Here is a 12052-nt window from a genome sequence, read left to right as displayed (position 1 = left end):
CTGCTCGCCCTCGCCAACGCGGCACGCCGGCGGCGGCGGCGAACCGAACCGGCCGACAGGCGTGCGCCGGTGGCGGCCGGAGTTCCGGCATGAGCGCGGGAAGCGGGCGGTCCTGGTGGCGGCGTATCCGGCTCGCCCCGGCCATGGTGCTGGCGCTCACGGTCGGCCTCGGGATCGCCCTCGCGACCGACCGCCGCGCCGGCCTCGGGGACGCCGGACAGCGGCCAGCGGTGGCCGCCCCCGCGCTGACCGGCACCACCCTCACCGGTCAGCGGTTCGATCTGGCGGCGGCGCGCGGGCACGTCGTACTGGTCAACGTCTTCGCCTCCTGGTGCGGGCCCTGCCGCGACGAACTGCCGCTGCTGGTCGACACCGCCCGCCGCTGGTCGCCGCAGGGACTGCAGGTGGTCGGGCTCAACCTGCGTGACGGCCCGGAGGCGGTCCGCGCCCTCCTGAAGGAGACGAACGCCGACGACCTCACCGTGCTCCCCGACCCCGACGGCACCCGAGCCGTCGACTGGGGCGTCCGCGGCGTGCCCGAGACCTTCGTGGTGGACCGCGACGGTCGGATCGTCGCGCACCAGCCCGGCGTGGTCACCCCGCAGTGGCTGCAGGAGCGGCTGTCCCCCCTGCTGGCGCCGGCGTGACCCGGCGACGCCTGCTCGTCACGTTGAGCCTGGCCGTGCTGCTGGCGCTGGCCGTGGCCGGGCTGGTCCGCTCGCTCGGTCCCGGCAGCCGGACCGACCCGGTGCAGGCCGTGGCCGCCGACCTGCGCTGTCCCGCCTGTCAGGGCGAGTCGGTGGCCGACTCCCGCTCGCCGATCGCCGCCTCGATGCGCCAGGTGATCGCCGATCAAGTGGCGCAGGGCCGGAGCCCGGCGCAGATCCGCCGCTGGTTCGTCGACCGGTACGGCGAGGACGTGCTGGCGCGGCCCGACGCGCGGGGACCCGCACTGCTGCTGTGGGCCGTACCCGCGACGGCGCTGCTGGCGGGCGCCGCCGCCGCGCTGCGCACGCTACGCCCACGCCGACCCCGCCGGCACCCGGACCGCGGGCCACCGGCGGGCGGCCGACCGCGGGCACGACACGCCTGGTGGCTCAGCGCCGCCGGGCTGGTCGCCCTCGTCGCGACGGTGGCCGTGGCCGCCGGACGACTGGCGCCGCCGGCACCGAGCCCACCCGCCGACCCGGCGGCGGTCGCCGTGCGGCTGGCGCAGGACCTGGAGGGCCAGCAGCGGTACGCGGCCGCCGCGCAGATGTACCGGGAAGCGCTGCAGGAACGGCCCGACGACGGCGTCCGGCTGCGCCTCGCCTTCGCCCTGCTGCGCTCGGCGGACGCCACCGGCGCGGAGCGGACGGCACGGGAGGTGCTCAGCCACTCCCCCGACTCGCCTGACGGGCTGCTGGTGCTGGGGCTGGCCCAGCGAACCACCCGGCCCGCGGACGCGCCGGCTACCCTGCGGCGGTTTCTCGCCGTGTCGCCCGAGCACCCAGCCGCCGCGGAGATCCGCCGGCTGCTCGGCTCGTGACCGGCCGCCGTCGACGCGCACGTGCGGGGTGCGCCCGGATCACCTCATGCGGCTGAGAAAGGTCGTGGTCGGAGCCATCGGGGCGAGGCCGAGGCCGACGAGTGCGGCCGCGCCGCGGGCCACATGGTCGCCGCCGCCGAGCACCATGGTCCGCGCCGCCTGGTAGCGGCATCCGGCGGCCTCGAAGACGTCGGCCGTGGCGAGCAGCCGCGCCCGGTCGTTGTGGTGCAGCGCGGCTGCCCGCTCCACGATGGCAGCGGCGACCGGGTTGCCGGCCACGATGGTTCGGGCCTCGGCCAGTCGGTCGCCGGCATCGGGACTCCCGGCCAGCACGGTGGCTTCGGCGCGCAGCGCCACATACCAGTGCAGCCAGATCCACGTGACCCATTTCCACACCTCGCCGGGCTCGGGCGCCAACCGGTCCAACGCCTCCCGCGCCTGCCCGCAGTGGAGCATGAGCATCGCGTCGAAGACCGCCCCGTAGCCGTAGGTGCGCTCCGGTGGGGTGCCGAGCTGATTCAGGACCGCACTCCAGACGAGGCGGGCGTCGTGGTCGTCGCGGAGGCCGTGGATCATCGCCACACCGGCCACCGCCGGAGCGAGGGCCCACCTGGCGGGGCTGCCGGCCCGGCGCCAATCTTCGAGGAACCCGGCGCTGACGGTGAGTACCTCGTCGACGTTGCCGGCCAACGCCTCGGTCACCAGCAGCCAGCTCGTGGCACGATGGCCAACCTCCGCCAGCAACGGGTGGTCCGCGAGTTGCCGTGCCCAGCGGCGGGCGCCGAGCAGGTCGCCCGCGCCGAGGCTCGCCTCGGTGGCGTTGCCGAGGGCGTCGAGCAGCTCGTGGGTTCTGGCCGGACTGTCCGGCGCGGAGGACAACAGTGCGATACGGCGCCGTGCCGTGGCCGCGGCGGCGAACGTCTCACCGGCCCAGCTCTGGGCACCGGTGAGCGCGTCGAGGGCGGCGGACTCGGCGAGCGGGTCGCCGGTGCGGTGAGCGAGGTCGACCGCCCGTTCGGCACGCGCCATCGTCTCCGGTACGGCGTTGTCGGGCGGGCCCAGTTCGGAGCCGAACGCGTCGGTGAGCGCCCCGGCCTCGGCCAGCGCCACCGCGGCCTGGGCGGCCGGATCGTCGCCGGCCAGCTCCCGCGCCTCGGTGATGAGCGCGAGCGCCTCCTGCTGCGACGGCATTCGTTCGAACTTGCTCCAGAACCGGTACGCGTTGGTGGCGGCGGCCGCCAGATCACCGGCGGCGCCGGAGGTGTCCCCGGACCGGCGGGCGGCGGCCGCGGCCGCGCGCTGGAGGCGGTACATGTCGTCACCACGCATCCGGCATCCGGCCACGGCCGCGGCGTGGCGGAACATCGATGCGGTGGTGGCCGGGTCGTCCGCGAGCGCGGCCGCCTGCTCGTACCGCAGCTGGGACTCGCCGATCAGGTTACGGGTGAAGGCCAGCTCCGCGAGGTGCCAGGCGAGGCGGTGCGCGTCCGCGCGCTGTTCCGGCCGGTCGGCCGCCCACGCCAGGGCGGCGCGGAGGTCGTCCGCGACCGGGTCGAACCGGACCCGCCAGTCCGCCCGTACCACCGCCAGGTCGGCCGCCCTGGCCAGGCACCAGCGAAGGTGCCGGGATCGAGCGTCGACCAGCTCACCGGCCTCCTCGAGCCGCTCCGTCCCGTACTGGCGGATGGTTTCCAGCGCCCGGTACCAGGTGCCGCTCGGGGACGCCGTCACCACGAGGAGGCTCTGCTCGGCGAGCCGGGCCAGTCCGTCGGCGGCCACGCCCGGCTCCGACCCGACCACCTCCGCCGCCGCCTCGACGGTGAACGGCGCCACGAACACGGACAGCCGGCGCAGGAGCGCCCGATCGGCCGGCTCCAGCAGGGCGTGGCTCCAGTCCAGCGCCGCCCGCACCGAACGGTGCCGGTCATCGGCACGGGAACCGCCGGCCAGCATCCGGAGCGGGTCGGACAGCGCGGCGGTGAGGCCGTCCAGCCCGAGCGTGGGCCACCGGGCGGCGGCCAGCTCGATCGCCAGCGCCACTCCATCCAGCCGCTCGCAGATCGAGGCGATGTGGTCGCGCAGGGCAGGATCCGGCGGCCGGCCCACCGCCGCCGCCCGGTCCATGAACAATGCGACCGCCTCCGACTCGCCGTCGCCGGCCAGCGACAGCGGCGGGACCGGATACACCCGTTCGAACGGCACCATCAGCCGGGCCCGGCTGGTCGCCAGCACCGTCAAGCGGGGGCAGGCGGCGAGCAGCCGCTCGAGGAATGGCGCCACCCCGTCCCGTACCTGCTCGCAGTTGTCGAGCACGAGCAGGACGTGACGGTCGGCCAGCGCGGCGACCACCGATTCGTCCATGCCCCGGCCGGGCTGCTCGCCGAGGCCGAGCGCGCCGGCGACCGCGGCCGCGACCATGTCCGGGTCGGTGATCGGGACCAGGTCGACGAACCACACCCCGTCGGCGTACTCGCTGCCGGCGTCCGCGGCCACGGTCAACGCGAGCCGGGTCTTGCCCACTCCGCCGGGGCCTACCGCGGTCACCTGCCGGTGGGTCTTGATCATCTCGGTCAGCTCGGCCCGCTCCCGCATCCGGCCGATGAACGAGGTCAGCGGCGCCGGCAGCAGCGGTGCCGGGTGGGACCGGTCGGCGCGAGCCAGCTCGGACGCGCGCCGGGCGAGCGCCCGCCGATCGGGCACCGCCAGCTTGCGCAGCAGCGAGGAGACGTGGCTCTCCACGGTACGCACCGAGATGAACAGCCGGGCCCCGATCTCGGCGTTGCTGAGATGCTCCCCCAGCAGCGCCAGCACCTCGGCCTCCCGAGCCGAGATCTCTGCCGTCGTCGCCACGGCCCCATTCTTCCGCACCCACTCCGTGCTCCAGATCGGTGGTGGGTTCCGTGGTCGGCACCGATGCCGGACCCGGCAGAGCCCGGCGAGGCTGAGGCCACCGGCAGATCGGCCTCGGCTTACGGAGCGTGAGAGATGAACCACCTAGGGTCTGGTGTGCGGTCGTGGGTCGGATCAACCGGCCGGCTGCTGCGGCACCCGGTGCTTCGCTGGATTCTGCCCGGGATGCTGGTCTCGGCTCTGGGCGACGGCATGAGCATGGTCGCGGTGGCATGGCTCGCGGTCCAGATCGCGCCGCCCGAGCAGGTTGGTGTCTGGACCGCACTGGCGGTGGCGGCGTACGCGCTGCCAGCCCCGATCGGCGCGGCCGTGCTCGCCCGGCTGATACGACGGCGGCGCGCCGCGCAGTTGGTGGCGGTGGACGCCTCGTTGCGAGCAGTGGCGCTGGGCGCGGTCGCGGCACTCGCGGTGGCGGGGCTGCTGACCCCGGTCGGGTACGTGGCGTTGCTGGCGGTCTCCTCGCTGTTGCACGCCTGGGGAAACGCTGGGGCGTACACCCTGATCGCGGAGCTGCTGCCCGAAGAGGACCGGATCACCGGTAACGCGCTGCTGTCAACGTTCGCGCAGGCGGCATTCGTGGTCGGCCCAGCAATGGCCGGCGGGCTGAGCGCACTGATCGGGCCGGGCTGGGTGATCGGGGTGGACGCGGCGAGCTTCGCGGTCCTGGCGGCGGCCGGCTGGACGGTCTCCGCCCGGCAGGCTGCCGCCGTCGGAGCGGCGCCGGACGCAGCGACGAGCGGCGGCTGGCGCACCATTCTCGACCGGCCACGCCTGCTCGGGTTGATCGTGGTGACGTCCGCGTTCTTCTTCCTCTACGGCCCGGTCGAGGTGGCCCTACCGGTCCATGTCGCGCAGGGGCCGCACGGCTCACCCGGCCTGCTGGGCCTGTACTGGACCGTGTTCGGCCTCGGGGCGACGATCGGCGCTCTCGGGGCAGCGCTGCTCCGGCATCGACCGCCTTGGCGGGTGGTGGTGAGCATCATCGTCGGCTGGGGCGTTGCCCTGCTGCCCCTCGGGCTGACCGATGCCGTCGCGCCCGGGTTGGTCGGGCTCGCGGTCGGCGGTCTGATCTACGGCCCGTTCACCGCCATCTCCACGGCGCTGTTCCAGCGCAGCACCCCACCGCAGGCGCTGAGCCGCGTGCTCGCCGCCCGCACCGCGTTGACCACTCCCGCCACCGCGCTGGGCACCTTGTTGGGCGGCGCGGTCGTTACCGCGGTCGGTGGTCGGCACACCCTGCTGATCTCCGCCCTGCTCACGATCGTGCTGGGCGCATCCGTCGCAGCCGCCCTACGGCTCGCCCGTGGCCGGCGTGCGGCACCGATCCGTGGACGGTTCCGTGGTCGTTACGGATACGGATCGGCGGCGGCGAAAGAAATGCTGTGAGTGCTTCCCGTTCGTCTTGACGGGCCGTACCGACCGGGTCGACGCGACCCACGACCTTCAGGAGTAAGCATGACCGACTCGTCCACCCAGGGAATCCAGACCGTGCTGCACCCCGTGTCCGACCTGGCGGCGGCCAAGGCCGTGTACAGCGCCCTGCTCGGCGTGCCGCCGCAGACCGACTCGACCTACTACGTCGGCTTCGAGGCCGCCGGCCAGCAGATCGGGTTGGTGCCGGGCGGTGGACCGCAGGGCATGACCTCACCGGTGGCCTACTGGCACGTCCCGGACATCGAGGCGAAGCTGGCCGAGGTGGTCGCCGCGGGTGCCACGGTGAAGGAGGCGGCGCACGACGTCGGCGGTGGCCGCCTGGTGGCCACCGTCACCGACCCCGATGGCAACGTCCTGGGGCTGCTTCAGGATCGATGACCTGCTACCGCGGTCCGGAGTTTGGAGCCGGACCACTGGGGTAGGCCCGTCTGCCACGCGGGTGGCCGGACCGTGCTCGGTTCCGCCACCCGCGGTCGGGCTGCCGAGATGTCTCGGAGGGTCGATGTCGGCGGGATCAGCGGGAGCACGCGGATCGGCGACGCCGGATGACCCTGACCGCGCTGTACGTGCTGGCCGCCGTCGGGGTCGCGCTGGACCTGGTCGCGTGGCAGTGCATGTCGTCCTCGGCCTGTCTGTCCGGTCGTAGCTGGCTGTCCTGGCTCGGTGACCGCCCCACCGGTTTGCGGCTGGTGGTGCTCGCGCTGATCCCGGCCGCCGCCATCGGCCTGATCTGTGGGCCAGCACCCGCCCGGGACGGTCCTTCCAGGCGTTCCGGCCGCCGGAGGGCGCGGTGTCCGGGCACCCGCTCAGCACCGTCGGGCACTGGGACGCGGAGCCGCTCATGGGACGACTGCGCTCGATCCACATCGCTGCGCGTTCGCGACCCTGAGCGGCAGCCTGCTCGCCGCCCGGGCCGCACAGGGCGCGTCGCCCACCAGCATCGTGTTGGCGGTGGCAACGGGGGTGGTCCTGGCCACCTGTGTGGCCCTGCTCTGCGCCCCCGCGCTGATCGACCGCGCCCCCGCCGACCCGCGGCGGGACGGTGTCGCCCGTACGCTGCGGACCCTCGCCATCGGTCTCACCATCGTGGTCTGCGCCCACGTCGTGGCCGTGCCCACGCGCTGGCACGAAGGTGGTGGCCTGCCCCGGCTACGGCTCGACCCTCACCTGGCTGTTCGTCGCGCACGCCGGACTGCTGGCAGCCCTGGCAGCCGTGCTGCTGTGGCGCCGGTTCCAGCATCCGAGCCGCCCGCCGCTACGCGGGTTCGGCGTGCTGTCAACTTCGGCATCGGGTTGGGCGGCTACGTGATCTCGGCGACCGTCCTCGGCCTCGTCATCGGCGGAATCTTCGCCTACCGGACCGCCGCGTTCCGGCACCACGTCGGCGTGCTCTGAGACCTGGCCACGTTCTGGCCCCGGTCCGCCCACCCGTTCGCGCTGCCCTGCTACGCCGAACGGGCCGTGCCGGAGCTGGCACGGCGCATCACCTACCTGGTCGGCAGCGGCAACGCGGTCCTGATCGCCGGGTACAGCCAGGGCTCGGTACTGGTCGCCGCCACCGTCCTCCAACTGCCGCCCCACGTCAGCGGCCGGGTCGCCCTGATCACCTACAGCTCACCACTGCGCCGGCTCTACGCCCGGCTCTTCCCCGCCTACGTCGACGACGCCATGCTGCACGAGGGGGGCGGCCGGGTCGGTTGGCGATGGTTGAACCTGTGGCGCGACACCGACCCCATCGGTGGATGGATCTTCGCTGCCCACCGGCCGGGCGCGCCCGGCACCGTCACCGGTCCGACGGCATCGGTGGACCGCCGACTCCGAGACCCCAGCGACCTGGTCGCCCCGCCCGGGGACAGCGTCCCGCCGCCGATCAAGGGACACTGGCCCGGCGAGTCCGACGAGCAGTTCGACGAGGCGGCACGGGATCTGGTCGAGCGCCTCCGCAAGCCGCCGGCCCCGCGGCCTGATCCGGCCGGACCGTGAATTCGACGCGCCCCGCGCATCACCGTCAGCGGCTCACCGCGGTCTCCCGCTCGACCCGTGACAGCTTCTCGGGATTGCGCACGGCGTAGAGCCCGGTGACGAGGCCGTCGTCGATGCGTACCGCGATGACGGTGTCGATCTCGCCGTCGAGCCGGAGAATCAGCGCCGGGTAGGCGTTGACGTGGGCCGGCTGCAGCGACACCACGGCGGCGATCTTGTTCCGCCCGGCGGTCAGCAGGCGGGCCACCTTGTCGGCCCCCACGACGGGCTTCGGCACGGCCTGCACGACTCCGCCACCGTCACCCAGGAAGACGACATCCGGCGCGAGAACGTCGAGCAGGTGCTGCAGATCGCCCGTCTCGACCGCCCGCTGGAACGCGTCGAGCGCGTCGCGGGTCTCGGCGGCGGAAGCGACCCCGCGTGGTCGGCGCGCCGCGACGTGTACCCGGGCCCGGTGGGCGATCTGGCGGACCGCGGCCGTGCTCTTGTCGACGGCTTCGGCGATCTCGTCGTAGTCGACGTCGAACACCTCGCGCAGCACGAACACCGCCCGCTCAGTCGGCGCGAGCGTCTCCAGCACCAGCAGCATCGCCATCGAGACGCTGTCGGCCAACTCGACATCCTCCGCCACGTCGGGCGTGGTCAGCAACGGCTCCGGCAGCCAGGGGCCGACGTAGGACTCCTTGCGGCGGCGGAGCGTACGCAGCCGGACGAGCGCCTGACGGGTGGTGATCCGGACCAGGTACGCCCGCTGATCCCGTACGGTGTCGAGGTCGACGCCCACCCACCGCAACCAGGTCTCCTGCAGGACGTCCTCGGCGTCGGCGGCCGAGCCGAGCATCTCGTAGGCGACGGTGAACAGCAGGTTGCGGTGGGCGAGGAACGCCTCGGTGGCGGAGTCCATCCGGCCGCCAGGAGCAAGCGGGCCGGCGGTGTCCGTCGTTCGCTCGCTGTGCACGCTCATGGCTGGCTCCCGCCTGTTCGGTCTCGACTGTGCCACACACGAGATGCCGGACCTCGCCGCCCTGTGACACCCGAGATCGGTGGCGCACGCCACACCATCGAGCGCAGCGTGAGCCCTATGGACGGATGTCGAGGGCGCCGATCAGGCCGTCGCGCAGCGTGAAACGGTAGCGCAGCCGTACCGGACTGCCCGGGAACGTGCCCGAGACGAGTGTCGTCACCACCAGGTTGCCGCCGGTCTCCTCCTCCACCGTCTCCGGAATCGCGTTGTAGTCGAACTGAGCCGTGGTCCGCTCGCGCCACGCCCGGATCGCCGCCGGCCCCTGGTAGGTGCGATCCTCGTCAGCCACGATCGCGTCGTCGGTGAAGCAGGAGACGAAGGCGTCGACGTCCGGTTCGGCGGCCAACTGGTAGTAACGGACGATCACGTCGGGAACGGTTACAGTCATCTGCCTCTCCTCGGTGTCGCCGCCCGCCTACCCGGCAGCACACCGGTCATTCGTCAGCCGTCGCCCACCGCACGTGCAGCCGGGCCGGACGGTGACGCCGGGACGTCGCGACCGCGCGCGCCGCCGGCCCGCATGGCCCGCGCCGAGCCGGGTACGCCAGGAGCACGGCCACGGGCCGGGACCTGACGCGCAGCGGGGGTGACCATGGGACGCTACGACGACGAGGTGACCGGGTTGGCGGCGCCGCTGGCCGACCCGGGTGACCTGGACGTGCTGCTGGACCGGATCGGGGACGCCCGGGTGGTGATGCTCGGCGAGGCGAGCCACGGCACGCACGAGTTCTACACCTGGCGCGCGGCGATCACCCGGCGGCTGATCGAGGAGAAGGGCTTCTCGTTCGTGGCCGTGGAGGGCGACTGGCCCGACTGCGACCGGGTGGACCGCAGCGTGCGGTGCCAGGCCGCCGCGCCCAGCGACCCGCGGGACGCGCTCGCCACCTTCGAGCGCTGGCCGACCTGGATGTGGGCCAACGAGGAGGTCATCGACTTCACCCGCTGGCTGCGTACCCGCAACGCGGGGGCGGACGAGCCGGACCGCGCCGGGTTCCACGGTCTGGACGTGTACTCGCTGTGGGAGTCGCTCCGCGAGGTCATCACCTGGCTGCAGGAGCACGACCCGGAGCAGGTGCCGGCGGCGCTGGCCGCGTACCGCTGCTTCCAGCCGTACGACGAGGACCCGCAGCAGTACGCGCTGGCGACCCGATTCGTGCCGAACAACTGCGAGAACGAGGTGGTGGACCTGCTCGTCGGGCTGCGCGAGCGGGCCGTGGCCGGCGACGAGGGCCGCTTCGGGGCCTGGCAGAACGCCGAGATCGTCGCCGGGGCCGAACGCTACTACCGGACGATGGCGCGCGGTGGCCGGGAGTCGTGGAACGTCCGCGACCGGCACATGGACGACACCCTCGACCGGCTGCTGCGGCACTACGGGCCGGGGTCGAAGGCGGTCGTCTGGGCGCACAACACCCACGTCGGGGATGCCCGCGCGACCGACATGGTCGACGCCGGAGAGGTCAACATCGGCCAGCTCGCCCGGGAGCGGCACGGCCCGGACCAGGTCGTGCTGGTCGGCTTCGGCACCCACCACGGCACGGTGGTGGCCGGTGACGGCTGGGGTGCGCCGATGGAGGTGATGCCGGTGCCGCCGGGCCGCCGGCACTCGCTGGAGGAGGTGCTGCACGGTGCCGCGCCGGCGCAGACCCTGTTCGTCTTCCCGCGCGACGGCAAGCCCGACGTGCTCACCGACGAGCTCGACCACCGGGCGATCGGGGTCGTCTACCACCCGGAACGGGAGAGCTTCGGCAACTACGTACCGACGGTGCTCGGCGACCGCTACGACGCCTTCTGCTGGATCGACGAGACCCAGGCGGTCCGGCCGCTGCGCGTGCGGCCGGCCGGCCTGGCCGAGCCCGAGACGTATCCGTCCGGCGTCTGACGGCGAGCGAACCGGACTCGCGCAGGGCCAGCCGGTGGTCATGAATCGCGCTGGTCGCCCCGGTCGATGATCAGGCCTCCTGCGCCGGCGGCAGGACCACGATGCCGTCGTCGAACTGGCGTAGTTGGGTGTCGCAGGAGCCGATCCCGTCACCGTGTTCGTCGACGAGGTCCCGCGGTGGCGAAGTTCGCACCGCTCGGGGCGTACTCAAGGCCGTCACCGCAAACGACAAGATCTTCCACGTAACCGTGCGCACAATCTGTGCGAGTGGGTCGTCCGGCATCGACTGGCCGTCGAGTACGTGAGCTGGAGCAGCCGCGGCTGCGACGGCGGGAAAAAGGCCAACGGCCGCAAACGCCATATCGAGGTGGACGCGCTCGGACTGCTGCTGATCGTCATGGTCACCGGGCCGCCGGTTTCGCGAGGCGACTCGTGGAAACCAACCGGCCGAGAATGCCGACCACGGCGCCCCGAGCCGAGGTCACACCAGCTCCCGTCAGTCGAAGTCGAAAATGCTGTGGCGGTCGTAGAAGTGCAGCACGTACCGACACCGACGACAGATCATCAAGGTCATCCGGTGGCTGGTGAGCCCCCACCGGCTGTCCTGGCGTGCCGTCTCCTGCTGGAACTGGGTGCCTCGGCAGAGCGGGCAATAGAGCTGCGGCTCAGTCATGACGCGACTGTAATAGACCTCCGCCAACGAACCGCCAAGGCAGAATCCGGGCTGATCGGCGGCAACACGCTGGGTTCCGCCCCTCGTACTGGCCAACGTCCGCAATAGACGGACGACACGGTACACTCCTCGGCTCGACGGACCGCGATCGACGTGCGTTTTGCACATGCCGGGCCCGATTTCCTTCCCGATATGACGTGAAGGTCGTACGGTTACCGGCCGGCGCGTATCTGTGATCATCGAAGTGGCCCGCCCGTCGCGCCCGCGACCGGCGGACATCCACGTGCCCACCGTCGCAGGGGGAGACAGGAGTCAACGCATGTTCGACGGGTTTCTCAACGGTTCCGAGCTGATCTCGACCCTGACCCTCGTATTCGGCTCGCTGGCCGGATACCGGGCCGGGCAGCTCGTCCACCGCCACGGCCCGAAAGCCCTGCGACGCTCCGCCCGCTCCACCCTCATCCTGCTGAGCGTCGCCCTGTTCGGGGTGTTCGCCCTCCTCGCGTTCTCGATCGGTCTGCTCAGCTACGGCTGGATCTTCGCCAGCAACCGATTCGCGGTCGCGCTACCGCCGATGATCATCGCGACGGCGTTCAGCATCATCTGGTCCGGGAGTAGCTT

13 protein-coding genes are annotated in these 12052 nt (G+C 72.7%); 8 read left to right on the top strand and 5 right to left on the bottom strand.

Features of this window, described 5'->3' with window-relative positions:
* Positions 1-89: 89 nt before the first annotated feature.
* Positions 90-647, top strand: coding sequence for a redoxin domain-containing protein (locus tag ONA70_RS29550; RefSeq protein WP_265009772.1), 558 nt, complete (start codon positions 90-92; stop codon positions 645-647).
* Positions 644-1528, top strand: coding sequence for a cytochrome c-type biogenesis protein CcmH (locus ONA70_RS29545; protein WP_265009771.1), 885 nt, complete (start codon positions 644-646; stop codon positions 1526-1528). The genes ONA70_RS29550 and ONA70_RS29545 overlap by 4 nt, the downstream gene beginning before the upstream one ends.
* A gap of 39 nt (positions 1529-1567) precedes the next feature.
* On the opposite strand, the gene ONA70_RS29540 is transcribed toward ONA70_RS29545, so the two are convergent.
* Positions 1568-4378: an ATP-binding protein gene (locus ONA70_RS29540; RefSeq protein WP_265009770.1), complete on the bottom strand. Its 2811-nt coding sequence runs from the start codon at positions 4376-4378 to the stop codon at positions 1568-1570.
* Positions 4379-4513: 135 nt separating this feature from the next.
* Here ONA70_RS29540 and ONA70_RS29535 point away from each other — a divergent pair, with 135 nt between their 5' ends.
* From ONA70_RS29535 to ONA70_RS29520, 4 genes are all read left to right on the top strand, one after another.
* Positions 4514-5824, top strand: coding sequence for an MFS transporter (locus ONA70_RS29535; protein ID WP_265009769.1), 1311 nt, complete (start codon positions 4514-4516; stop codon positions 5822-5824).
* Between the two features lie 69 nt (positions 5825-5893).
* Positions 5894-6250, top strand: a complete 357-nt coding sequence (locus tag ONA70_RS29530) for a VOC family protein (RefSeq protein WP_265009768.1) — start codon at positions 5894-5896, stop codon at positions 6248-6250.
* Positions 6251-6823: 573 nt separating this feature from the next.
* Positions 6824-7267, top strand: a complete 444-nt coding sequence (locus tag ONA70_RS29525) for a hypothetical protein (protein ID WP_265009767.1) — start codon at positions 6824-6826, stop codon at positions 7265-7267.
* 66 nt (positions 7268-7333) lie between these two features.
* A complete protein-coding gene (locus tag ONA70_RS29520; RefSeq protein WP_265009766.1) occupies positions 7334-7855 on the top strand; it encodes a hypothetical protein in 522 nt (173 codons plus the stop codon).
* A 25-nt stretch (positions 7856-7880) separates the two neighbouring features.
* Here ONA70_RS29520 and ONA70_RS29515 read toward each other — a convergent pair whose 3' ends face one another.
* Complete coding sequence (locus ONA70_RS29515; RefSeq protein ID WP_265009774.1) at positions 7881-8759, bottom strand: RNA polymerase sigma-70 factor; 879 nt, start codon at positions 8757-8759, stop codon at positions 7881-7883.
* A 175-nt stretch (positions 8760-8934) separates the two neighbouring features.
* Positions 8935-9267 (bottom strand): nuclear transport factor 2 family protein, encoded by a 333-nt coding sequence (locus ONA70_RS29510; RefSeq protein ID WP_265009765.1) that lies wholly within the window; start codon positions 9265-9267, stop codon positions 8935-8937.
* Between the two features lie 204 nt (positions 9268-9471).
* On the opposite strand from ONA70_RS29510, the gene ONA70_RS29505 reads away from it, so the two are divergent.
* A complete protein-coding gene (locus ONA70_RS29505; RefSeq protein WP_265009773.1) occupies positions 9472-10758 on the top strand; it encodes an erythromycin esterase family protein in 1287 nt (428 codons plus the stop codon).
* 70 nt (positions 10759-10828) lie between these two features.
* Here the strand turns inward: ONA70_RS29505 and ONA70_RS29500 are convergent, their stop codons facing one another.
* Positions 10829-10951 carry a hypothetical protein gene (locus ONA70_RS29500; RefSeq protein WP_265009764.1) on the bottom strand — a complete coding sequence of 41 codons (123 nt, stop codon included), beginning with the start codon at positions 10949-10951 and terminating at the stop codon, positions 10829-10831.
* Positions 10952-11254: 303 nt separating this feature from the next.
* Positions 11255-11431: a hypothetical protein gene (locus ONA70_RS29490; RefSeq protein ID WP_265009763.1), complete on the bottom strand. Its 177-nt coding sequence runs from the start codon at positions 11429-11431 to the stop codon at positions 11255-11257.
* Between the two features lie 232 nt (positions 11432-11663).
* Here ONA70_RS29490 and ONA70_RS29485 point away from each other — a divergent pair.
* Positions 11664-12052: hypothetical protein (locus ONA70_RS29485; RefSeq protein WP_265009762.1), on the top strand; the 389-nt coding region annotated here is incomplete at its 3' end.

The sequence above is a fragment of the Micromonospora yasonensis genome (genome assembly GCF_026013475.1).
Taxonomy (GTDB): Bacteria; Actinomycetota; Actinomycetes; order Mycobacteriales; family Micromonosporaceae; genus Micromonospora; species Micromonospora yasonensis.
The sequence above is the reverse complement of the archived record's forward strand: the minus strand, read 5'-3'. Positions and strand labels throughout refer to the sequence as shown.

What these genes read in the sequence shown, in the direction of transcription:
- ONA70_RS29550 (WP_265009772.1), top strand. Translation starts at nt 90, where the DNA reads ATGAGCGCGGGAAGCGGGCGGTCCTGGTGGCGGCGTATCCGGCTCGCC.
- ONA70_RS29505 (WP_265009773.1), top strand. Translation starts at nt 9,472, where the DNA reads ATGGGACGCTACGACGACGAGGTGACCGGGTTGGCGGCGCCGCTGGCC.
- ONA70_RS29530 (WP_265009768.1), top strand. Translation starts at nt 5,894, where the DNA reads ATGACCGACTCGTCCACCCAGGGAATCCAGACCGTGCTGCACCCCGTG.
- ONA70_RS29490 (WP_265009763.1), bottom strand. Translation starts at nt 11,431, where the DNA reads ATGACTGAGCCGCAGCTCTATTGCCCGCTCTGCCGAGGCACCCAGTTC.
- ONA70_RS29510 (WP_265009765.1), bottom strand. Translation starts at nt 9,267, where the DNA reads ATGACTGTAACCGTTCCCGACGTGATCGTCCGTTACTACCAGTTGGCC.
- ONA70_RS29515 (WP_265009774.1), bottom strand. Translation starts at nt 8,759, where the DNA reads ATGGACTCCGCCACCGAGGCGTTCCTCGCCCACCGCAACCTGCTGTTC.
- ONA70_RS29535 (WP_265009769.1), top strand. Translation starts at nt 4,514, where the DNA reads ATGAACCACCTAGGGTCTGGTGTGCGGTCGTGGGTCGGATCAACCGGC.